At 65.9% G+C, this 22299-nt stretch carries 23 protein-coding genes; 9 read left to right on the top strand and 14 right to left on the bottom strand.

Translation table 11 applies throughout. The features are described from left to right. Window positions 1-4 precede the first annotated feature (4 nt). Entirely contained in the window at window positions 5-622 is a 618-nt protein-coding gene (locus QFZ60_RS14455) for a rhomboid family intramembrane serine protease (protein ID WP_307091286.1), read from the top strand. 113 nt (window positions 623-735) lie between these two features. On the opposite strand, the gene greA is transcribed toward QFZ60_RS14455, so the two are convergent. After that, window positions 736-1230, bottom strand: coding sequence for a transcription elongation factor GreA (gene greA, locus QFZ60_RS14450; protein ID WP_142030635.1), 495 nt, complete (start codon window positions 1228-1230; stop codon window positions 736-738). Window positions 1231-1381: 151 nt separating this feature from the next. Next, entirely contained in the window at window positions 1382-1840 is a 459-nt protein-coding gene (locus tag QFZ60_RS14445; protein WP_307091285.1) for a DUF4307 domain-containing protein, read from the bottom strand. Between the two features lie 129 nt (window positions 1841-1969). Between QFZ60_RS14445 and mca the strand changes: the two genes are divergently transcribed. Together mca and QFZ60_RS14435 are read left to right on the top strand one after the other, a co-directional pair. After that, window positions 1970-2875, top strand: a complete 906-nt coding sequence (gene mca, locus QFZ60_RS14440; protein ID WP_142030637.1) for a mycothiol conjugate amidase Mca — start codon at window positions 1970-1972, stop codon at window positions 2873-2875. A 98-nt stretch (window positions 2876-2973) separates the two neighbouring features. Then, the gene (locus tag QFZ60_RS14435) at window positions 2974-3315 is read left to right on the top strand and encodes a hypothetical protein (protein ID WP_307091284.1); all 342 of its coding nucleotides are present in this window, start codon (window positions 2974-2976) and stop codon (window positions 3313-3315) included. 28 nt (window positions 3316-3343) lie between these two features. Here QFZ60_RS14435 and QFZ60_RS14430 read toward each other — a convergent pair whose 3' ends face one another. Then, on the bottom strand, window positions 3344-4087 hold the full coding sequence (locus QFZ60_RS14430; RefSeq protein WP_373427686.1) for a hemolysin III family protein: 744 nt from the start codon (window positions 4085-4087) through the stop codon (window positions 3344-3346). A 147-nt stretch (window positions 4088-4234) separates the two neighbouring features. On the opposite strand from QFZ60_RS14430, the gene QFZ60_RS14425 reads away from it, so the two are divergent. Further along, entirely contained in the window at window positions 4235-4996 is a 762-nt protein-coding gene (locus QFZ60_RS14425) for an isoprenyl transferase (protein WP_307093322.1), read from the top strand. 239 nt (window positions 4997-5235) lie between these two features. Next, the gene (locus tag QFZ60_RS14420) at window positions 5236-6654 is read left to right on the top strand and encodes a PhoH family protein (protein ID WP_307091283.1); all 1419 of its coding nucleotides are present in this window, start codon (window positions 5236-5238) and stop codon (window positions 6652-6654) included. A 458-nt stretch (window positions 6655-7112) separates the two neighbouring features. On the opposite strand, the gene QFZ60_RS14415 is transcribed toward QFZ60_RS14420, so the two are convergent. Together QFZ60_RS14415 and QFZ60_RS14410 are read right to left on the bottom strand one after the other, a co-directional pair. Next, entirely contained in the window at window positions 7113-7760 is a 648-nt protein-coding gene (locus tag QFZ60_RS14415) for a GNAT family N-acetyltransferase (protein WP_307091282.1), read from the bottom strand. A 36-nt stretch (window positions 7761-7796) separates the two neighbouring features. Beyond that, entirely contained in the window at window positions 7797-8597 is an 801-nt protein-coding gene (locus QFZ60_RS14410) for a hypothetical protein (protein WP_307091281.1), read from the bottom strand. 59 nt (window positions 8598-8656) lie between these two features. On the opposite strand from QFZ60_RS14410, the gene QFZ60_RS14405 reads away from it, so the two are divergent. Further along, window positions 8657-9202: an A24 family peptidase gene (locus QFZ60_RS14405; protein ID WP_307091279.1), complete on the top strand. Its 546-nt coding sequence runs from the start codon at window positions 8657-8659 to the stop codon at window positions 9200-9202. A gap of 41 nt (window positions 9203-9243) precedes the next feature. Beyond that, window positions 9244-9714: an NUDIX domain-containing protein gene (locus QFZ60_RS14400; protein WP_307091278.1), complete on the top strand. Its 471-nt coding sequence runs from the start codon at window positions 9244-9246 to the stop codon at window positions 9712-9714. Between the two features lie 22 nt (window positions 9715-9736). Here the strand turns inward: QFZ60_RS14400 and QFZ60_RS14395 are convergent, their stop codons facing one another. The 5 genes from QFZ60_RS14395 to QFZ60_RS14375 form a co-directional block, all read right to left on the bottom strand. Continuing rightward, the gene (locus QFZ60_RS14395) at window positions 9737-11392 is read right to left on the bottom strand and encodes an MDR family MFS transporter (RefSeq protein WP_307091277.1); all 1656 of its coding nucleotides are present in this window, start codon (window positions 11390-11392) and stop codon (window positions 9737-9739) included. Beyond that, window positions 11389-12060 (bottom strand): TetR/AcrR family transcriptional regulator, encoded by a 672-nt coding sequence (locus QFZ60_RS14390; RefSeq protein ID WP_307091275.1) that lies wholly within the window; start codon window positions 12058-12060, stop codon window positions 11389-11391. Before QFZ60_RS14390 ends, QFZ60_RS14395 begins: the two co-directional genes overlap by 4 nt. A 139-nt stretch (window positions 12061-12199) precedes the next feature. Beyond that, complete coding sequence (locus tag QFZ60_RS14385) at window positions 12200-13627, bottom strand: class II fumarate hydratase (RefSeq protein WP_142120704.1); 1428 nt, start codon at window positions 13625-13627, stop codon at window positions 12200-12202. A gap of 97 nt (window positions 13628-13724) precedes the next feature. Continuing rightward, complete coding sequence (locus tag QFZ60_RS14380) at window positions 13725-14339, bottom strand: carbonic anhydrase (RefSeq protein WP_307091272.1); 615 nt, start codon at window positions 14337-14339, stop codon at window positions 13725-13727. Window positions 14340-14348: 9 nt separating this feature from the next. Continuing rightward, a complete protein-coding gene (locus tag QFZ60_RS14375; RefSeq protein ID WP_307093320.1) occupies window positions 14349-15029 on the bottom strand; it encodes a DUF4245 domain-containing protein in 681 nt (226 codons plus the stop codon). Between the two features lie 225 nt (window positions 15030-15254). Here QFZ60_RS14375 and glpX point away from each other — a divergent pair, with 225 nt between their 5' ends. Both glpX and QFZ60_RS14365 read left to right on the top strand, forming a co-directional pair. Then, entirely contained in the window at window positions 15255-16277 is a 1023-nt protein-coding gene (gene glpX, locus QFZ60_RS14370; RefSeq protein WP_181422425.1) for a class II fructose-bisphosphatase, read from the top strand. Window positions 16278-16364: 87 nt separating this feature from the next. After that, window positions 16365-17420, top strand: a complete 1056-nt coding sequence (locus tag QFZ60_RS14365) for a peptidoglycan bridge formation glycyltransferase FemA/FemB family protein (RefSeq protein WP_307091271.1) — start codon at window positions 16365-16367, stop codon at window positions 17418-17420. A gap of 74 nt (window positions 17421-17494) precedes the next feature. Here QFZ60_RS14365 and manA read toward each other — a convergent pair whose 3' ends face one another. From manA to QFZ60_RS14345, 4 genes are all read right to left on the bottom strand, one after another. Next, window positions 17495-18739, bottom strand: coding sequence for a mannose-6-phosphate isomerase, class I (gene manA / locus QFZ60_RS14360; protein WP_307091269.1), 1245 nt, complete (start codon window positions 18737-18739; stop codon window positions 17495-17497). A 99-nt stretch (window positions 18740-18838) separates the two neighbouring features. Beyond that, complete coding sequence (locus QFZ60_RS14355) at window positions 18839-20488, bottom strand: LCP family protein (RefSeq protein ID WP_307091267.1); 1650 nt, start codon at window positions 20486-20488, stop codon at window positions 18839-18841. A 10-nt stretch (window positions 20489-20498) separates the two neighbouring features. Beyond that, entirely contained in the window at window positions 20499-21083 is a 585-nt protein-coding gene (gene purE, locus QFZ60_RS14350) for a 5-(carboxyamino)imidazole ribonucleotide mutase (protein ID WP_142030651.1), read from the bottom strand. Next, on the bottom strand, window positions 21080-22276 hold the full coding sequence (locus QFZ60_RS14345; RefSeq protein WP_307091264.1) for a 5-(carboxyamino)imidazole ribonucleotide synthase: 1197 nt from the start codon (window positions 22274-22276) through the stop codon (window positions 21080-21082). Before QFZ60_RS14345 ends, purE begins: the two co-directional genes overlap by 4 nt. Window positions 22277-22299 lie beyond the last annotated feature (23 nt).

The following is a 22299-nucleotide window of genomic DNA, read 5'->3' as shown; positions in this document are numbered from 1 at the left end:
GGCGGTGGCCGGGCTCATGGGTAACGGGCGTATCCCCGAGCGGCAGGCAATAGCCTCCCGTGCCAAGGGCGGGCTGGTGGTGCTGGGTGGTTTTGTGGCCCTGCTGTTCGCCATCGAAGTGGTCAACACCCTGATGATGGGGGCCCTCACCCGAACCTTCGGCCTGCGGCCCAGGAGCGCCGATGGGCTGCTGGACATCTTCACCTTCCCGCTCCTGCACGCAAACCTGGGCCATCTGCTTTCCAACAGCCTGCCCCTGGTTATCTTCGGCTTCCTGGTGTTCCTCTCCGGGTTGCGCGTGTTCCTCACAGCCCTGGCTTTCAGCTGGCTCGGCAGCGGGCTCACGGTATGGCTGATCGGAAACGGTGTCACAGTGGGCGCCTCAGGGCTGGTCTTCGGGCTTTTCGCGTTCCTGCTGGTCAGGGGTTTCTTCAACCACAGCTGGCGGCAGATCCTGCTCGCCGTGGTCCTCTTCATGGGCTACGGGAGCATCCTCCTGGGCGCCCTGCCGTTCGTGGCCGGCTACGTGAGTTGGCAGGCCCACCTTGGCGGGGCGGTGGGCGGCGTGGTGGCGGCGCTGCTGCTCCGTCCCCGTGGGCGCGCTATGTCGCGGCAGTCTTAGCGCCCGGGTATCGCAGGCCCGGGACATTAAGCGGAAGCGGCGGCCGTTCCCCGGGGGGACGGCCGCCGCTTCATGCTTTTGCGCTGGCTGCTGTGGAGCCGGACGCTGCGGAGCTAGGGGACGTAGGGCTTGGCGGAGAGGATCTCCACCTTGATGTCCTTGCCGTTCGGCGCCACGTAGCTGAGGGTCTCGCCCTCCTTGTGGCCCAGGATGGCGGCGCCAAGCGGCGACTTTTCGCTGAAGACATCCAGGTCCGAGTCGCCCGCGATTTCGCGTGAACCCAGCAGGAAGGTCTCCTCATCGCCGGCGATCCTGGCCACCACAATCATGCCGGGCTCCACGATGCCGTCGTCAGCAGGCGATTCCCCCACATGGGCATCACGGAGCAATACCGTCAGCTGGCGGATGCGGGCTTCAATTTTGCCCTGCTCCTCCTTGGCTGCGTGGTAGCCCCCGTTCTCCTTGAGGTCCCCCTCTTGCCGCGCTGCTTCAATCTTCTGGACGATCTCCGCCCGGCCTGCGCCGGAAAGGTGGTCCAGCTCTGCCTTCAGGCGGTCAAAAGCTTCCTGGGTGAGCCAGGCTGCAGATGCGCTGTTGGTGGTAGACACGGACTTCTCCTCTAGTGGTCCTACATGCAAAAGACCCCGCCACGGTGGCCACTTGTGGAACAGTAACCAGCTCAGCGGGGTAAAGGTATCTCCCTATTGTAGTCAATCCTCTGGAGATAACCCAACACGGAAGCGTTCCACATCACATCGCTCAGGACGTCCCGCCGGGAATCCAGCAGCTGTCCACCACGCCCGATACGGACTCCGACTCCGTGCGCAAGGCAACGCGCTGAGCCACCGTCCTGCCGCCGTCGGCCGTTCCATCCGCTGCCGACGGCGGGATGTCCACCACTTTCCAGCCCACCACGGCAAACTTCGAATCAAGCGCCTTCACGGCGCATTTGACGGGCTTGCCTGGTTCCCGCGTCACCTGGAAGTCCACTTCCGCGAGCGTGGCATCGGTGGTGCTGTAACCCACGTCCTTGAACGTCACTCCGGAGAGCGAGTTCGACGTGGTCACCCACGCAAGGAAGCCTATTCCCGCAGCAAGTGCCAGGCCGATCGCAACGCGGGCGGCAGTGGGGGAGAGCCGGCGCTTTTTAGCACCATACCGATTGGCTAGGCTAGTGTCTGCGGGCGCGGATTGGGCCGGCTGGTCCGGGGAAGTCACCAGACCAGTTTAGTTCCCTTTCCGCCTGCGCTTTGCGGTGGCTGCAGCTGCCGGTGAGGCAGCGCACCCGCTACACCATCCACAAGCTGCCACAAGCCGTGCAAAGAAGAATAAGGAGCCGTCCCCTTCATGACAGCGTCCAGCAACAACCAGGTGCCGCTCCGGCTGCTCGCAGTCCACGCCCACCCGGATGACGAATCCAGCAAGGGCGCTGCGACCATGGCCATGTATGCAGCTGCCGGCGTGGATGTCCTCGTGGCCACCTGCACGGACGGATCCCGCGGCGATATCCAGAACCCGGCGGTGGAGGGGGAACCGCACCCCAAACGGGATATGGCCGGTGCACGGAGGCTGGAGATGCAGCGTGCCGCTGCCATCCTCGGCATCCGCCAGCGGTGGCTTGGTTTTGTGGACTCGGGCCTTCCCGAAGGGGATCCGCTCCCGCCCCTCCCGGCCGGTTCCTTCGCCACCCTGCCCCTGCACCAGGCCGCGGCGCCCCTGGTACGGCTGGTGCGTTCCTTCAAGCCCCACGTCATCCTCAGCTACGACGAGAACGGCGGCTACCCCCATCCGGACCACATCATGGCCCACCGGGTGGCCGTGGAAGCCTTCGAGGCCGCAGGCGATCCCGAACGCTACCCGGAGGCGGGGGAGCCGTGGGAGCCGGGCAAGCTCTACTACGACCGCGCGTTCAGCCCCGAACGGTTCCGGGCGCTGCACTTTGCACTGGAAGAGGCGGGGCTGCAGTCGCCCTACGCCGAACGCCTGGCCGCATGGCTGGAGTCCGATGCAGAGGGGCACACCCCGCCGCCGGCCGCGCACGCCACCACCACCCAGATTGACTGCGGTGATTTTTTCGAGGTGCGCGACGACGCCCTGCGTGCCCACCGGACCCAGGTGGACCCGCTGGGTTTTTTCTTCGCCGTTTCCCCCGACATGCAGCGCCGGGTTTGGCCATGGGAGGACTATTCCCTGATCCATTCCAGGGTGCCCTCCGAACTCCCCGAAAAGGACCTGTTCGCCGGGCTAAGATAGACACGGCAGGCTATTTCTATCTTGCGTAGAAGATAGGTGCGGCGACGGCCGGTCCCGTCCGCTTCCTGCTTCATCCGTTCCACCAGAAGGTATCAACCGTGCAATCTCTGCTCCTCCGCCTCGCCACCACGCCGTCACCGCTGCCAACTCCGACGCTGCGGGAGGGGATTTCGGAGGACCAGGTCACACCGGGCCTGCTGGGGTTCATCATGACGGCTTTCTTCGTGGTGGCAACTGCCCTGCTCATTGTGGACATGGTGCGGCGCATCCGCAGGGTACGCTACCGGGCCCAGGTGGAGGAAGAGCGCCTGGCGGCCGCCGCTGCCGCAGACGTTGACGCCGCGGACGCCCAGGACGGGCTCGACGGCGGCACGCGCCCGGGAGTGCCCGGCTCCGAAGGGGACGGGGCCGGCAACGGTCAGCCGAGGCCGCGCGGGTAGGACCTTTCCGGTGGGCTGTGCCGGGGCTTTAGGCAAGGACCGCCATGGCGATCGCCGCGAAGTGGGCCGCGAACGCGAACACGGTGAACGCGTGGAACAGTTCGTGGAAACCGAAGTGGTGATAGCTGAAGTTCGGCTTTTTCAGCGCGTAGAAAATAGCGCCCGTGATGTAGAGGGCACCGCCCAGGCAGATCAGCACGGCTGATGGCGGACTGGCCTGGAAGAACTGTGGCAGGTAGAACAGCGCGCCGCAGCCCAGCGCGATGTAGATGGGTACGTAGAGCCAGCGGGGCGCGTCAGTCCACAGCAGCCGGAACAGCACGCCGAGGATGGCTCCGGCCCAGATGACCCACAGGAGAACTACCGCCTGCTGGCGTTCAAGAAGCGTCCATGCCAGCGGCGTGTAGGTGCCGGCGATGACCAGCATGATGTTGGTGTGGTCCAGCCGCTTCAGGACGAGCTTGACCCGCGGGGACCAGTTGCCGCGGTGGTATACCGCACTGACACCGAACAGCAAGACGCCGGTGGCGGCATAGATGGCGGTGGTGATCCGCCGGTCCGCGGTGGGGGCAAGGACAACGAGGATGATGCCGGCGGCAAGGGCCAGCGGGGCGGTGACGGTGTGGATCCAGCCGCGCCACTTCGGCTTGATCATCAGGAGTTCCGCCAAGCGGACGGCGGCGTCATCCACGGCGCTGGTTTCTGGTTCAGCGCCTGGGTTCGGGTCCTCCGGCTGGGGCCCCCGGAAGGCATGCGGAGAGTCGCTGTTCATGGCACCAGAATAACTTACGGACCGGTAAGTTACTGATGGGTAGCATTTGAGATAGGTCTCCTGCAGTCGCTGGCCGTCCCACCCGGTGCCGGGCGGTAGCCTAGGATGTGGATGTACGTACGGCAGGAAAGTCAGGTGAGTGGACGCGTGGAGTTGCCCGGGTTCCTCTATGGCTATTACGAACGCCGGCTGCTCAAGGATCTTCCGCGCGACCGCATTCCCCGCCACATCGGCGTCATGGTGGACGGCAACCGGCGGTGGGCCAAGCAATTTAACGCACCCACCAGCCAGGGCCACCAGGCCGGAGCGGACAAAATCCACGAATTCCTCGGCTGGTGCCAGGACCTGGGTGTCAAAGTAGTGACCCTCTACATGCTGTCCACGGACAACATGAACCGGTCCAGCGAGGAACTGGACCTCCTCATGGGGATCATCGCCAACACCCTGGACCGGCTGGATGAAGACGCGAACATCTCCGTGCACGCCATGGGCGCACCCGAACTGCTTCCGGACTACCTGGCCGAACGCCTCAACAAGCTCACCGCCCGCACGCCCGTCCGGGAAAAGATCCACGTCAACGTGGCAGTGGGGTACGGGGGCCGCCGGGAAATCGTGGATGCCGTCCGGGAGCTCCTCCACGACGCCGTCGCCAAGGGCATGGACATCTCCAAGCTTGCGGACGACCTGTGCGTCGATGACATCTCACGCTTCCTGTACACCCGCGGCCAGCCGGACCCGGACCTGGTGATCAGGACGTCGGGTGAGCAGCGCCTGTCCGGCTTCCTCATGTGGCAAAGCGCCTACAGCGAGTTCTACTTCTGCGAGGCCCTGTGGCCCGCGTTCCGCAAGGTGGATTTCCTCCGTGCCCTGCGGGACTATGCCGGCCGCCAGCGCCGCTTTGGCACCTGAAACCCCCGGTTCATAACGAGTTCATACACCTGCAAGGGAAATCGCCGGATAATGGTTGCGGAAATTACCCCCGGTGGATTTACGTTATATCCATCAGCAGGCAAAACCGCCGGCTGATCGGGGAGGCCAGTACATGGAGCGAAACATCGCACCGGTTGTATGGGAGGCCGGACCCGGCCTCCTGGCCGAGCCGCCTCACCAATAACAATTCCGGGCTGGCGCCCGGGGCTGGAGTCGATGTGGCTACTTCTGAACAACTGCCCGAGGTCCTGTATGGACAGGGCGGAAAAGCTACCTCTCGCGCCGAGCGAGCCACCTCTGAAGCCGGCGCAGCAACTGATGCTGCGGCCGGTTTTGCTGTCTCCGGAAGGGAAGCCGACATCCACACCTTCGTCATCGACACCTCCGTCCTCCTCTCCGATCCGCGCGCACTCCTGCGGTTCGCTGAGCATGAGGTAGTGGTTCCCGTCGTGGTCATCACCGAACTCGAGGCCAAGCGGCACGACCCCGAACTCGGCTACTTCGCACGGAAGGCCCTGCGGCTCCTGGATGATCTCCGGGTCAAGCACGGTGGCCTGAACCGGCCCCTCCCCATCGGCGATGAGGGAGGCACCCTGATGGTGGAACTCAACCACATCTCCTCCGAGGTGCTGCCGTTGGGCTTCCGCAGCGGGGACAACGACAGCCGCATCCTCGCCGTCGCCAAGAACCTGGCCAACGAAGGACGCAACGTCACCGTCGTGTCCAAGGACCTGCCCATGCGGGTTAAAGCCTCCGCCATGGGCCTCACCGCCGACGAGTACCGCAACGAACTGGTCAAGGATTCCGGGTGGACGGGCGTCGCCGAAATCGAAGCCGACGAACAGGACATTGCCACCCTGTACGGCCACGAACCCGCCTATATCCCGGCGGCCGCCGAGCTGCCCGTCAACACCGGCCTGGTCCTGCTGTCCAACCGCGGCTCCGCACTGGGCCGGGTGGGTGCCGACAAGCAGGTGCGCCTGGTCAAGGGCGACCGCGACGTGTTCGGCCTCCACGGCCGGTCCGCTGAGCAGCGGCTGGCCATCGACATGCTGATGGATCCCGCCGTCGGCATCGTTTCCATTGGCGGCCGCGCAGGCACCGGCAAATCCGCGCTTGCCTTGTGCGCCGGCCTGGAAGCCGTGCTGGAACGCCGCGAACACCGCAAAGTGATCGTCTTCCGGCCCCTCTACGCGGTGGGCGGCCAGGAACTTGGCTACCTGCCGGGCTCCGAGTCCGAGAAGATGAACCCGTGGGCACAGGCCGTGTTCGACACCCTCGGGGCCCTGGTCAGCCAGGAAGTGGTGGAGGAGGTCATGGACCGCGGCATGCTCGAGGTCATGCCCCTCACCCACATCCGCGGACGCTCCCTCCATGATGCCTTCGTGATCGTGGACGAAGCCCAGTCCCTCGAAAAGAACGTCCTCCTCACCGTCATGAGCCGCATTGGCCAGAACTCCAAAATCGTGCTCACCCACGACGTCGCCCAGCGCGACAACCTGCGCGTTGGACGCCACGACGGAATCGCCGCCGTCGTCGAAACCCTGAAGGGGCACCCCCTCTTCGGCCACGTCACCCTGACCCGCTCCGAACGTTCACCGATCGCAGCACTGGTCACGGAACTCCTCGAGGGCTAACTTCAGTCAAGCAAGGGGCCGTGGCCGGGTTCGCCCCGCCACGGCCCTTGCGCGTGTCAGTGGCTGGTTCCGCTGCGAGGTTACGTACGCAGGACCAAGGCTTTTCGCCGTCGCTTAGACACCTCCCGCCGCGCCGCTACGGTCGCTGGGCGACCTTCGCAACGCTTTGGTCGGCGATGCGCTCCTACACGAAAAACCTTGGCCCTTCTTGTGCCAGCGCACCTCCTGTCCGACTGGCTTCGTGAGGGCCGACGCGTCTGACGGGCACTCTATTGGTGGACTGAGGCACCAGCCGGGTCGCAGTCCTTCTCGTAGGAGCGCATCGCGACGCATCGGCCGGCGGAGGTCGCCCAGCGACCGAAGGTGGCCCTATGTGTTGTGTCTAAGCGACGGAGAAGGGCTGTGGCGCGGCGTCCGGAACCACTATGGGACGGACGAACCCGGCCACTGCACGGCACTTAGCTCAAGCCGAGGAACCTCGCGGCTGCGTCGTGGCCTTGGACCTGGAGTTCCCAGTCCGGGCGGTTGAACGTTTGCGGGGTGACGCGGACGTGCTGGAGTGTTTCGACTTTGGGGCCCCAGGCTTTGCGGGTGGTGCCGTTGAGTTCGTAGTCGAGGGAGCGGGACACGCCCAGGGAAGCGCTGTTCCAGATGGCGGCCTCGGATTCGGCGACTTCTGCCCCGAGGTAGTGAAAGGCCCAAAGGACGACGGCGGCACGCATCTCCTTGCCAAGGCCGCGGCCCTGGACGGACTGCTTGAGCCAGGACCCGGTGGTGACTGTCCGCAGAGCCGCGAAGTCTTTGGCCCCGACATCCTGGCAGCCGATGAACTGGCCTTCGTGCCAGATCCCGAGGAGCAGCGTCCAGTTTTCGGGCCTGCATTCAGCGCGGCAGCGCCAGTACCAGCGCGCCATGTTGGGGCCCAGTTCCTCGTCGGGCAGCTCCGTCCAGGGAGTGCTGAACGGATTCCGGCCGGGGTCGTGGATTCCGCCGCGGGCCGCTGCCACCGCCGCGGGGATGTCCTGGTCGCTGATGGGGCGCAGTTCCAGCCGCGGGGTGGTCAGCGTGAGGTCGAACAGCGGCCAGATGGAGCCCAGGGTAGTCATCCGCGAAGCCTAGCCGATGGGTTCCGTGCGCGTTTGTCACGCTTTGGCGGGGATGTCCCAGCTGATGTGGCGGCGGACGTCGGTGAGATTCATGGACTCGGCCAGGAACAGGTCGTCGAGCATGTACTCGTCCACGCCGAGGATCCGGATCCAGTGGCCGTACTCCTCTGTTTCCTGCTCCAGCGACTGACTGGACATGCAGACGCCGGTGCCCGTGTCCACGCGGAGGAGGGAACGCCCGGGAAGGCAGAGGGGAGCGGCGGGATCACCGGGCCGGTATGCGGCATTGGGGGCTGCAACCGCCTCCAGGACGGGCCGGCACTCGTGATCGGCGAAACGGACATCCAGGATGTCCAGGGCATTGGTGCCTGGGAACTCGATGGGCACGGGGGCGTTGCCTGCCAGCTCCACCGGGTCCAGTGCGGCCGAAAACCGTGCGTTCCCGAACCCGGGCTCGCCGTACGCGGCTTCGGGCCGGCGGCGTACCAGTCCGGCGTCATCGTAGACAGGCGTGACCAGGTGCGGAGGCAGGAGCCAGGACTTGCGGGTGGCACTGACGTAGATGCCGTCGCGGGAGTCGTTGATTCCTGTGGTGCTGTGCAGTACGTGGCCGTCCGGGCTTTCAAGCCGGAGCGCCCCTGGACGGCGGAGCCAGGCACGGACGAACGGCGCGCCGGGGAAGGGAGCTGACGCAAAGGCCTGGTCCCAGTACTCAAAGCGCAAAGTCTGCCACTTCCATGGGGAAGACCGGCAAAGGTTCCGGAACATCGCGGCCAGGTCCGTGGGGACGCCAGGAGGGCCCGGAACCGGCCGGCGCCGGGAGTCCCAGGTCGACATATCCACATTTTACGCATGGGTGCTACGGCCGGAATGGTGGATCCAGTAGCATCCGAGGAGTGATCGGACGACTTGGTGAACTCTGGCAGCACACCCCGCTTGCGTTCTGGCTGGTACTGGCTGCCTGCCTCTACTTTGCAGTGATGGCGGTCCGGCTCACCATCATCGACGTCCGGCACCACCTCCTGCCCAACAGGATTGTCTTCCCGTCCTACGCAGTGGCCGGGGTGCTCCTCCTGGCGGCTGCCGCGGTTGCCTGGGCCAGTCCCGTCCCGGCCGCCGGTGATGCCGGCGGCCTCCTGGCCATCCCCGCCCTCCGCGTGGTGGCCGGTGCCGCAATCCTGTGGCTGTTCTATTTTGTCCTGCGGTTCATCTACCCGCCCGGGATGGGCTTTGGCGACGTCAAGCTTGCCGGAGTGCTCGGGATGTACCTGGGCTACCTCAGCTGGGGACACCTCTTCGCCGGTACCTTCCTGGCGTTCCTGCTGGGCGGGCTGTGGTCCATGGCCCTCCTGGCGGCCCGGCGGGGCACCCTGAAATCAGCCATACCGTTCGGCCCGTTCATGCTCGCCGGGGCCGCAGCGGCCATGCTGCTGCCCGCCTGAGCCGTCGGGGTTGCCGGGCGGCTTTTCGGTAGGCTGGCGGTATGCCTGCACCTGAATACGTCCTGAAGCTGCGCGAAAAGATCGGCAACGATCCCATCTGGGTCCCCGGCGTCCGGGGGGTTGTGGTCGACGACGCCGGCAGGATCCTGCTGGCCCAGCGGTCAGACAACCGGCAATGGGCGCTCATCAGCGGAATGCTGGACCCGGGGGAACAGCCTGCCCGTGGTCTGATTCGGGAGATCTTCGAGGAAACAGCAGTGGTGGCCGAAGCGGAACGCGTGGTCTCGGTGGGGGCGGTGGGGCCAGTCACCTACCCCAACGGCGACGTTTGCGAATTCCTGGACGTGGTGTTCCTGTGCCGTTACGTCTCCGGTGAAGCCAGGGTGAACGACGACGAATCCCTTGCTGTTGGCTGGTTCCGTCCGGACGAACTTCCCGACCTCATGCCCGGCCACCTCACCAGCATCCGCCAGGCGCTGGCACCCTCCGCCGGCGTCCACTTCGAGCCCTAAAAAGCCAGGCGCCCGACGGCGGTCAGCGGCCCGGGGACACCAGTTCGCCGTCGTCGTCCTTCACCTTGGCAGCTGCGCCGGACAAGCCGGCGGCGAGCCGTTCGGCTTCCTCGCCGCCCACTGCCTCGCCGCGTGCCACCATGCCGGCGGTGTCCGAGAGCGGGATCTGCTTCAGCGTGAGGGCCAGGAGCAAGGCCACGGCGATGAAAGGCAGCAGGTACCAGAACACCGGTGCCAGCGAGTCGGCGTAGGCGTTCACGATGGCGTCCCGCAGCTGTTCCGGGAGCTGGCTCAGCGCCTGCGGATCCAGGGTCCGGGTGGACTGTCCGGCCTGCTCAGCGGATGCTCCTGCCCCCGTGAAGGCACTGGTCAGCGCCTCGGAAAGGCGGGTGGTGAAGATGGAGCCGAACACTGCCACGCCCATGGCGGCGCCCACTTCGCGGAAGTAGTTGTTGGTGCTCGTGGCCGTCCCGATCTGGTCAGCCGGCACCGAGTTCTGGACCACCAGGACCACCACCTGCATGATCAGGCCAAGGCCCGCACCGAAGACGAACAGCTGGAGGCAGATGACCCAGATGGGGGTGCTCGCGGCGAGGGTGGTCATCCACAGCATGGCTGCCAGGGTGAGTACGGCGCCCAGGATGGGAAACATCTTGTACTTGCCGGTCTTGGAGATCCGGATGCCGGAGTAGATGGACGTGCCCATGAGGCCTGCCATCATCGGGAGCATCAGCAGGCCGGATTCGGCTGCCGACGTGCCGGAGGACATCTGCAGGAAGGTGGGGACGAACGCGATGGCGGAGAACATGCCCAGGCCCAGGGTGAAGCCGATGGCGGTGGCATTGATGAAGATCCGGTTCCGGAACAGGCTCAGCGGGATGATGGGGTCCTCGGCGCGGCGCTCCACCAGCACGAAAGCGGCCGCAGAAACCAGCAGCCCGGCGCCGAAGGCCCAGGTAAGGGGTGAATCCCAGCCCTCGTCCTTCTTGCCGCCAAAGTCGGTGAAGAAGATCAGGCAGGTGGTGGCGGCTGACAGCAGCACCACGCCCAGGATGTCGATCCGCTTTTCGGCCTTCTTGTTGGGCAGCGTCAGGGCGAACCAGGCGATGGCGAACGCTGCAAGGCCCACCGGGATGTTGATGTAGAAGGCCCACTCCCAGGTGAGGTGGTCCACGAAGAAGCCGCCGAGCAATGGTCCGGCCACGGCGGAGAGTCCGAAGATGGCGCCGAGCGGGCCCATGTATTTGCCACGCTCCTTGGCGGGAACGATGTCGGCGATGATCGCCTGGGAAAGGATCATGAGGCCACCGCCGCCCAGGCCCTGGATGGCGCGGAAGATGACGAAGCCCCAGAAATCGGTGGCCAGTGCGCAGCCAACGGACGCCAGGGTGAAGAGTGCGATGGCCACCAGGAAGAGGTTGCGCCGGCCCAGGATGTCACCGAACTTGCCGTAGATGGGCATCACGATGGTGGTGGCCAGCAGGTACGCGGTGGTGATCCACGCCTGGTGCTCCACGCCGCCCAGCTTGCCCACGATGGTGGGCATGGCAGTGGAGACGATGGTCTGGTCCAGGCTGGAGAGGAGCATGCCCGCAATCAAGGCGGAGAAGATGATCCAGATGCGTTTTTGCGTGAGCAGCAGGGGCCCCGCGTCCGTCCTGGTGGTGGCGGTACTCATGATTGTCCTTTTGCGGCGGTGGTGTCCGGAATATCGAACGGTTGGGAAAAAAGAACGCTGGCTGCGGAGATGTTCTCCAGCAGCAGGTCCGGGTAGCTGCGGGTATTGCCGTCGGAGAAGTAGGCCATGCTGCTCTTACGGGCGATGGTGCTGAGCAGCACCACGGCCATTTGCACCACGGGGTGGTCCGGGGCCACTCCTTCACGGCGGGCGACGTCCCTGGCGAACTGGGCTTCGCGCTGCTCCGTCACGCCGATGATCCGCAGGATGAGCTGGGGTTCCTTGTGGACTACGCCAATGAGCTGCCTGGTCTCCTCTTCGGAGGCCGACATGCCCTCTGCCAGGCGAAGCGAGAGCCGGACCAGGTCACGGAAGAGCGTGGGGGAGATTTCGCCCTCGGGGGAGTCCGCGCCGGCGGCGACGAAGTCGTCGATCACGTCGGCAGGGATGTCGTCCTCGGCGTGGCCGATGATGGCGTCTTCCTTAGTGGGGAAGTAGTTGAAGAAGGTGCGGCGCGAAATGCCGGCGGCCTCGCACACTTCCTCCACGGTGTAGCCGTTGAGGCCGCGTTCGGCCGTCAGTGCCCTTGCCGTTGCCGTGATGGCACTGCGGGTAGCGGCGCGTTTTCGCTGCCGCAGCCCGGATTCGGAAGTTGCACTATCACGCATGGAGTAAAGTTTTGCACTAGTTGGCGCATAGTGCAAGTTCATGCTGTTCCCGGGAGACGAAGCTTAAAGTACGACGGCGGCCGTCACCTTTCGTTCAAAAGGTGCCGGCCGCCGTCGGGCGTCCAGGAGGGGGTAGGGACTATGCCTTGTGGGCCGGGGCCGTCATGGTGGTGACGTCCAGCGCCTTCTCGAGGTCGGCCACGGAAACCTGGCCCTCGCCGTCGCCCACGAAACCGAGCTTCTCGGTGGCCTGGCGGATGGTCAGGCCTTCCTTGACTGCGGTCTTGGCAATCTTGGCGGCGTTCTCGTAGCCGATGTACTTGTTTAGCGGCGTGACGATGGACGGGGAAGCCTCGGCCAGGAAGCGGGCGCGCTCCACGTTCGCGGTGATGCCGTCGATCATCTTGTCCGCCATGACCCGGCTGGTGTTGGCCAGCAGCCGGATGGACTCGAGCAGGTTGGCGGCCATGACCGGGATGCCCACGTTGAGCTCAAAGGCCCCGTTGGTGCCGGACCAGGCGATGGCGGTGTCGTTGCCGATGACCTGGGCGGCCACCATGATGGACGCCTCGCAGATAACCGGGTTGACCTTGCCGGGCATGATGGAGGAACCAGGCTGAAGGTCAGGGATGGCGATTTCGCCGAGGCCGGTGTTGGGGCCGGAACCCATCCAGCGAAGGTCGTTGTTGATCTTCATGAACGAGATGGCGATGTTGCGCAGCTGGCTGGACGCCTCGATCAGGCCGTCGCGGTTGGCCTGTGCCTCGAAGTGGTCACGGGCCTCGGTCAGCGGCAGGCCGGTATCCGTGGCGAGCAGCTCAATCACACGCTCCGGGAAGCCGGCCGGCGTGTTGATGCCGGTGCCCACGGCGGTGCCGCCCAGCGGAACCTCTGCAACACGGGGGAGGGAGGCGTTGATGCGCTCGATGCCGTAACGGACCTGCGCGGCGTAGCCGCCGAACTCCTGGCCCAGGGTTACCGGGGTGGCGTCCATGAGGTGGGTGCGGCCGGACTTCACCACGTCCTTGAACTCCGCGGCCTTGCGCTCCAGCGAGCCGGCCAGGTAGTCAAGGGCGGGGATGAGGTCGTTGATCAGAGCGGACGTGGCGGCCACGTGAACGGACGTGGGGAACACGTCGTTGGAGGACTGAGAGGCGTTGACGTGGTCGTTCGGGTGGACAACCTTGTCGCTGCCGGCGGCCTTCAGTGCGCGGGTGGCCAGTTCGGCGATGACCTCGTTGGTGTTCATGTTCGAGGACGTGCCGGAGCCGGTCTGGAAGACGTCGATGGGGAAGTCGCCGTCGTACTTGCCGGCAGCCACCTCGTCGGCAGCGTCTGCAATCGCCTTGGCCAGCTCGCCGTCGAGCACGCCCAGTTCTGCGTTGGCCTGGGCAGCAGCCTTCTTGACCCGGGCCAGCGCCTCGATGTGGGTGCGCTCAAGGGTCTTGCCGGAAATGGGGAAGTTCTCCACTGCCCGCTGCGTCTGCGCGCGGTACAGTGCGTTCACGGGGACGCGGACTTCGCCCATCGTGTCATGTTCAATGCGGAACTCTTCAGTGGAAGTCATGGGGCTAGCTTATGGCGATCCGGTGCCCCATCGAAAACCGTTAAGGGAGCATTGCCGGCGGCCCGCTGGACCGCCGGCACGTGGCTCCCGGCGCCCGCTAAAGCTCGCCGATTCCGGAAACAAGGTCGGCGCGGCCCTCTGCCAGCCGGTAGGAAAGGCCAACGACGGCGGTGCGGCCGCCTTCGATTGCGTCGGAAATCACACGCGAGCTGTCCGCAAGGCGCTGCGCCGTCTGCTTGACGTGCTCCACCACCATGTCGTTGACCTCCGGCTGTTCATTCCGCAGGGACGTCAGCACGGAGGGCGTGATGCGCTCCACAAGGTCGCGAATGAAGCCCGCCGGCATCTCGCCGGTCTCCACGGCGTCCCTGGTGGCGGTGACGGCGCCGCAGCTGTCGTGCCCAAGAATGACAATCAGCGGCACGTTCAGCACGCCGACGCTGTACTCGAGGGAACCCAGGACGGCGTCGTCGATGACCTGTCCGGCGGTGCGGACCACGAAAACGTCGCCCAGGCCGACGTCGAAGATGATTTCCGCCGCGAGCCGGGAATCAGAACAGCCGAAGATCACCGCGAAGGGATTCTGCGTCTCCACGAGCGATGATCGCCGCGAAGCGTTCTGGTTCGGATGGGAGGACTCGCCGTTTACGAAACGTTCGTTGCCTTCGCGCAGGCGGCGCCAGGCCAGTGCAGGGGTCAGGTTAGTCGTCACGGCCCCACCTTACGGTGTGGGGGCCGCCGAGGGTGAAACTGTGACGGCGGGGCTGCTATCGAGGGAGGTGACGACGGCGGCGGCAAGCGTTGCGAATTCGTCCAGTTGCGCCGCGCCGGACAGGATGACGGTGCTGCCCCGGTAGTTCAGCACCATCGATTTCTCACCCTTGCCGGTGTCGCGCAGTTCCCATTCCTTGCCGCCGGCACTCCGCGAACCGGTGACGGGGGCGTTCTTGGTCTGCTGGAGGAGCCAGGTGGGGTTGGGGTTCCTGGTCTGCACCAAACCGATGAAGGATGTTTTGGGGGTCAGGTAGCCGACCTCCCAGGTGGGCACGCCGCTGCCGGTGCCGGCTTCCCACCGGGCATAGTTCGCGCGGAAGGCGTTGCCGGTATCCGGGGCAACGGGTGTGAATCCTGCCACATCCGCCGCATTGCGTGCCACCGATGCGACGTCGATGTCCGGCCGGTAGCCATCGCCCTTGGGCTGGGGATTCATGAGGACAACGGGCAGGAACGCCGCAATGCTGAGCACCAGGGCAATGATCATGCCGATCACCGAGGCGTTGGCCCGCTTGGCGGCGGCCGCCGGAATGACGGGCTTAACCGCGGCGTCCGCACTGCTGCCGGCAGGGCCGGAATGTGCCTCGGGCTGTTCCTGGCCTGAGCTGGGACTGGTGGCTTCCTGCATGTCATTCACCCCTCTATAGTCGCCCATCCCGGAGCCGTACTTCCATTCGGCCCCGGCCTGGAGCGCTGCGGAAGCCGCAGCGCACATTGCGGGGTTGCGTCATGGGCCGCCCGCGGAGCGGTGCCGCGACTATGATCGATAGCAGAGGAATCACCGTCCTGCTGCACCGGCGGGCGGGTTCAATGATCGCCACTCGAAGAAGAGGTTCACGTGTCACCAGCGTCCATGACCCAGAAGTACTCCACGATTTCACCGTCCCTTGCGGTGGGCCACGACGAGCCGGACCGCAACCTCGCCCTTGAGCTTGTCCGCGTCACCGAGGCCGCGGCCATCGCCGGCGGCCACTGGGTGGGCTTTGGCGACAAGAACACCGCCGACGGCGCAGCGGTGGACGCCATGCGTTCCTTCCTGCAGACCGTCCACTTCAACGGTGTCGTGGTGATCGGTGAGGGCGAAAAGGACGAAGCCCCCATGCTGTTCAACGGTGAGCGCGTTGGCGACGGCACCGGCCCCGAATGCGACGTGGCCGTTGACCCCATCGACGGTACCCGCCTGACCGCCCTCGGCATCAACAACGCCCTGGCTGTCCTGGCCGTTGCCGAACGCGGCTCCATGTTCGATCCCTCCGCTGTGTTCTACATGGAAAAGCTCGTCACCGGCCCCGAGGCCGCTGACATGGTGGACCTGCGCCTGCCGGTCAAGCAGAACCTGCACCTGATCGCCAAGGCCAAGGGCGTGAAGGTCAACCAGCTCAACGTGATGATCCTTGACCGCGACCGCCACAAGCCGCTGGTGGAGGAAATCCGCGAAGCCGGTGCGCGCACCAAGTTCATCATGGACGGCGACGTTGCCGGCGCCATCGCCGCTGCCCGCTCCGGCACCGGTGTGGATGCGCTGATGGGCATCGGCGGCACCCCCGAGGGCATCGTGGCCGCCTGCGCCATCAAGTCCCTGGGCGGCGTCATCCAGGGCCGCCTCTGGCCCACCAGCGATGAGGAAAAGCAGAAGGCCATCGACGCCGGCCACGACCTCGACCGCGTGCTTTCCACCAACGACCTGGTCTCCAGCGACAACTGCTACTTCGCAGCCACCGGCATTACGGACGGGGACCTGCTCAAGGGCGTCCGGTACTCCAAGGACAAGGTCCTCACCCAGTCGATCGTCATGCGCTCCAAGTCCGGCACCATCCGTTTCGTCGACGGCGAGCACCGCGCCGACAAGTGGGAAGGTTACGCCCGCAAGAGCTGATCCACAGCCATTGCAGGATGTCAGGCCCCGGGGCGCCGCGTGCGCACCGGGGCTTTGCCGTTAACGCCTTGGTATAGGGTTTAAGCCATGATTCCTGCTGTTGTGCCCTGTACTGACCGCGCCCTTTGGGACGAAAATGTCGACCAGTTCCAGGGGCATCCGCAACAGCTGTGGGGCTGGGGCGAGACCAAGGCCATGCACGGCTGGTCCGTGGACAGGGTCCTGGTCAAGGCCGGGGAAGAAACCATCGGCGCCGCCCAGCTGCTGGTCCGCCGGCTGCCCGTTCCCTTCCGGGCGCTGGTCTACATTCCGCGCGGGCCCATGTGCTCCGCGGAGAACGCGCAGGTGGTCCTCAACCGGCTGGCCGAGCACGCCGCCCTCCGCCACAGGGGAGTGGCCCTCAGCATCGAACCCGACTGGGACAAGGACTCCGCCTTCGCCGGTGCCGTCGCGGCCGCAGGCTTCCGCGAGTCGGCCAACACCGTCCTTATCCCGCGCACACTCATCCTGGACCTCACCCGGTCCGATGACGAGCTGATGGCGGAGATGTCCAAGTCCACGCGGGCGAACATCCGCAAGGCTATGCGCAGCGACGTGGAATTCCGCAAGGTCAAGAACGACTCCGAGCTCGAACAGGTGCTGGCCATCTACCACGACACCGCGGCGCGGGCCGGTTTCGGCATCCACGAGGACCAGTACTACCGCGACATCTTCAAGAACCTCGGCGAGGCCTCGCCGATCATCGCCGCGTTCGACGGCGAGCAGATGCTCGCCTTCACCTGGCTGTCCCGCAGCGGCGCCACCGCGTTCGAACTCTACGGCGGAGTGTCCGCCGAAGGCCAGAAGCAGCGCGTGAACTACGGCGTGAAGTGGGCAGCCCTGCAGTCAATGCGCGAGGACGGCTGCAGCCGGTATGACTTCAACGGCCTGCTCAACGACGGCATTTCCGACTTCAAAAAGCAGTTCGCCAAACACGAAAACATGCTGCTGGGCACCTGGGACAAGCCCCTGTCACCGTTCTACCCCGCCTACTCCACCGCCATGCCGCTGGCCCGGAAGGGCCTCCAGCAGGGCCGGCAGCTGCTGAAGACCGCGGCCGGCCGGGTCGGGCCGCTGATCCGGAAGCTGCGCCCCGGCAGCTGACTGCGCCAAAGCAAAGGGCGACGGCGGCACCCTGGTGGGTGCCGCCGTCGCCCTTTGGTGTTGCTGCCGGGCGGCTAAAGGCCGGTGGTCACGGCAAAGGCCAGGGCCGTCCCCTCACTGCCTGCCGCGCGGTGGACGTTGATCGGTGCTTCCGCGGCGGCGACGAATGCGCTGCCGCCCCGCGACAGCTCCAGGTCTCCCTTGGGGGAGTCGAGGTACACGTCGCCCGCCACCACGATGACCACGGCCGGTCCGGCCTGCGCCAGCGGAACGGGGCCGGAGTCCGGCCCCAGCTCGATGCGCTGCAGCTGGAACTCCCGGAACGGCGGACGGAAGATTTCCTGGTCCATCACCGTCTTTTCGGCAGCCAGCATCGGTACAGCCACGGGATGGAAGTCGATGGTGCGCAGGAGTTCGGGCACATCCACGTGCTTGGGCGTCAGGCCGCCGCGGAGGACGTTGTCTGAGGAGGCCATGACCTCCACGCCCAGCCCGTGCAGGTAGGCATGCACGTTCCCGGCCGGAAGATAGACCGCCTCGCCCGGCTTCAGGGAGATCCTGTTCAGCAGCAGCGAGATCAGGACACCCGGATCGCCGGGGTACTTTTCGTTGAGGCTGATGACGGTGCCCAGCTCGGCCTGATACGGCTCAAGCGGAGTTTTGGACACCAGGGCCGCCACCACCGGGGCAGTTTCCTCTGCCACGCCCTGCCCGCCCATGATCAGGCGTTCGAAGGCCCGCCGGAGCCCCGCGCCCTCATCCGGGGCATCGAGGTCTTCGAGAAGCGCTTGGAGCAGCTGCGGCGTCTGTCCGGCGCCAGGGAAGGCAGCCGCAATGTGCTGCAGGATCTTCCGGGTTTCCGCTGCCGGGCGGAACCCGCACAGTGCCTCGAACGGCGTGAGCGCGAAGATCATCTCCGGCTTGTGGTTGTCATCCTTGTAGTTTCGGTTCGGGGCGTGGGGATCAATTCCCGCTTCGTTTTCCCGTGCGAATCCCGCCCGCGCCTGCTCCAGGCTCGGATGGACCTGGAGGGAGAGCGGCTGCGCGGCTGCAAGGATCTTGGCCAGGAACGGCAGCCGGGGGCCAAACGCGCCGACGGACTCCGCGCCGAGGAAATGCTCCGGGTCGGAGGAGATCAGGGCATCCAGCGGGCTCCGGGACCCGTCACCGGGCACGTGCGCCACCGACGGAGAATCCGGGTGCGCCCCAATCCATAGTTCCGCCTCCGGGCGCCCCGATTCGGGACGGCCCAGCAACGAGGCGATGGCCGTCGTCGAACCCCAGGCGTAGTCCCGGAGGACGTTCTCAATCTCGTACAAACCGTGTTCCGTTCCTTATGCATGGGCACCCCTATGGGCGGGTACCGAATGGCGGGCACTGATGGATGGGCCCTGGAAGCGGGCCCCATGGGATGGGCGCTACAGCGGGGCGCACTGTCCGTTGGTGGCCACGAGCTGGCGGATGGCTTCTTCGTCTCCCTCGAGCTTGAGCTGGGTCAGCATCTCCTCGGTGATCGGCTCGCCGTCAGGAGTGATGGTCACGGGCGTGAAGTCCGACGGCGAGGGCTGCTGGACAGCGTTGCCGGCGGTTGGCAGGGTGGCGGGGACAGGCCCGGCCGCTTGGATGTGCCCGGCACCTGCCTGCGGAACTGCCATCCCGTCGTCGGGAATTCCGGCCGACTGCGCTCCCTTGGCGGATGCCGATGCCAGCAGCTGGTCCACCCGCTCGTGGATCTGGTCAAAGTCAGGGTTGGTGGAGAACGACGGATCGAAGTCCGGCGGTCCGATGGTGAGCCGCTTGACGTCCTTGCCCCTCGCTTTGATGGCGAGGTCCAGGAAACTGCCCAGCTGGGCGGAGGAGATGTTGGACTCCACCACTTTGGTTCCGGCACCGGCGATGTCCTCGAACTTGGACAGCAAGGTGGCTGGATCCAGCTGCTTCAGCATCGCCTGCTGCACGCACTGCTGGCGCTGGATGCGGGAATAGTCGTCCACATACTCGCGGGACCGCCCGTACCAGAGCGCCTGGGCGCCGTTGAGCGTCTGGTCTCCGGCGGGGATCCAGCCCAGGGGCATGCCGTGGGTCTTGGTGGCCTCGTCGAAATAGCCGCTCATGGGAACCCAGCCGCCGGCCTTGATCCGGATGCCGCCCATGGCATCGATGAGCGTTGAGAAGCCCTCCATGTCAACCAGGACATAGGCCTGGATCTGCATGCCCAGCGTGCCCGACACCGCCTCCATGGTCGCCTGGGCACCGGGGTCTGCCACGCCGGGGTAGAGGTCTGTGTGCTCGTTGGTGACCTCAGTGTTGATGGCATTGATCAGGCATTCATCGCCGCAGTTGTAACCGTCAGGGTAGATGGCACGCATGGGTGAACCTTCGCTGAACTGCGCGTTCTGGAAGTTCCTGGGAACGGAAATGATCGCAGTCTGGCCGGTCTCAGCGTCGACGCTGAGGATGGAGAGGCTGTCCGGGCGGCGTCCGGTACGGTCATCGCCGGCGTCGCCGCCCATCATGAGGAAGTTGTAGCGTCCTTCCACCGGCTTTATGGCCGGGCCGGAGGAGAAGATGTTGCCGATGGCGTTCCGGCCCACGTTCAGCAGGTAGGCTGCGTAGCCCACGGAGCCGCTGCCCACGACCAACGCGAGCACCAGGGCGATGCCGACGGCGGGGCGCGCCTTCGGTGCCAGCAGGACAGGACGGATGAGCCGGAGGGTATTAAGGAAGAGGAAGGCCCAGCCGAGTGCCAGCGCCGCCAGCAGGACCACGAGCACCAGCGACGTAACGGGGTTGGTGACGATGTTGATGACCAGGCTCCGGTCGAGCAGCAGCAGGGCCACTGTCAGCAACAGGAGCGCCCATACGCACAGGGTTACGCGCAGGGCAGTGCGCCCCAGCTTCCGGTCACCCGCGACGAGCTGCGCACTGCCCGGTACCAGGAGCGTCAGCAGGACCAGTACGAACGCACGCTTGGTGCGGACCTCGGAGGACGCACTGACCGGATAGCGCACCGGATCTGTCATGGCGGCGCCGGAGCCGGTGTTGATTACGCTGCTGCTGCTGGCCATGCCCGCCGCCCTAACGGCTGCCCCGAAGGGCGCTGGAACCGCCGGGGAAGACTTCGCTGACTTTTTGCCGCAGGCTTGCGCCTTTCCGGGAAGCCACCGCGTTGAGGTCGGCGGCGAAGTCCAGGAGGTCCGCGCGCAGCGACGACGCCAGCTCGTCGGTGCCGGAGGCCAGCATCCGTACGGCCAGGAGCCCGGCGTTCCGCGCTCCTGCGATGGATACAGTGGCTACCGGTACGCCGGCCGGCATCTGGACGATGGACAGCAGGGAGTCCATCCCGTCAAGGGTCTTCAGGGGAACGGGAACCCCGATGACCGGCAGCGGCGTGACGCTGGCGAGCATGCCGGGCAGGTGGGCCGCACCGCCGGCGCCGGCGATGATCACCCGCAGGCCGCGTTCGTGGGCGGTCTGGCCGTAGCGGATCATCTCCGTGGGCATCCGGTGGGCTGAGACGACGTCGGCTTCAAAGGGGATGCCGAACTCAGCCAGGGCGTCTGCCGCAGCCTCCATGACGGGCCAGTCCGAGTCGGAGCCCATGACCAGGCCAACCAGGGGACTGGCACCGGAACCGGCGGCTGTGGTTGCTTCGGCGCTCATGCATTCTCCTCGAATATTGCGGAAGGTTCTTCGCTGCCAACCCGTCCGTCACGGATGATGCCTGCCACGGCCGTTGCCCGGCGGCGCACAGACTCGACTTCCGCCGTGGAGGTTCCCACCAGGTTGACGTGGCCGATCTTACGTCCGGGGCGAACGGATTTGCCGTAGCAGTGGACTTTGGCGGCCGGTTCGGCGGCAAGTGCCAGCGGGTAGGCGGAGTAGAGGTCCTGGTTGTCTCCGCCCAGGAAGTTCTTCATCACGGTTACGGGTGCCAGGGCATCGGTGGCACCCAGGGGCAGGTTCAGGACGGCACGAAGGTGTTGTTCGAACTGGCTGGTAATTGAACCGTCCTGGGTCCAGTGGCCGGTGTTGTGGGGCCGCATGGCCAGTTCGTTGATCAGGAACCCGGCGCCGCTGCCCGGGGTTTCGAAGAGTTCCACGGCAAGGACGCCGGTCACGTCCAGCTCCGCGGCGATGCGCAGGGCGGCGTCCTCGGCCGCGGCTGCAACCTCCAGCGGAATGTCCATCGCGGGTGCAATCACCTCGTCACAGACACCGTCCACCTGGATGGTGTGGACCACCGGCCACGCCCGCGCCTCGCCGTCGGGCGTGCGTGCCACCAGTGCCGAGAGTTCGCGGGTGAACTCGACTTTGGCCTCAGCGAGCAGGGGACTCATGGCGGCCAACCAGTCTTCGGCTTCCGCGGCCTCCCCTGCCGAAGCCACGATCCTCACGCCCTTGCCGTCATATCCGCCCCGCGGGGTCTTCAGTACGACGGGCCAGCCGGTTTCGTCGCCGAAACGGACCAACGCGGCTACGTCCGCCACGGACGCCCAGGCGGGGTTGGGCAGCTCCAGGCGGTCGATGGCGGCCCGCATGACCAGCTTGTCCTGGGCATGGACCAGGGCGTCCGGTCCGGGCTGGACGTTGACGCCGGCCTCCTGCAGGGCACGGAGATGGTCAGTCGGCACGTGCTCGTGGTCGAACGTCATCACATCCAGGCCTTTGGAAAAGTCCAGGAGCGTCTGCAGGTCCTTGTAGTCGCCCACAGGCGTTGCGGGTACGGCCGACACCGCGGAAACGTCGTCACCCTCGGCGAGGACGCGGAGTTCAAAGCCGAGTGCTGTAGCGGCAGGGGCCATCATTCGCGCGAGCTGGCCGCCGCCAACCACGCCTATCACTGGAAAAGTCACATCTGCCAGCCTACCGAAGAGGC

The sequence above is a fragment of the Arthrobacter sp. B2I5 genome (genome assembly GCF_030816735.1).
Taxonomy (GTDB): Bacteria; Actinomycetota; Actinomycetes; order Actinomycetales; family Micrococcaceae; genus Arthrobacter.
Note: the sequence above shows the minus strand (reverse complement) of the source record. Positions and strands in the feature narration are given on the sequence as shown.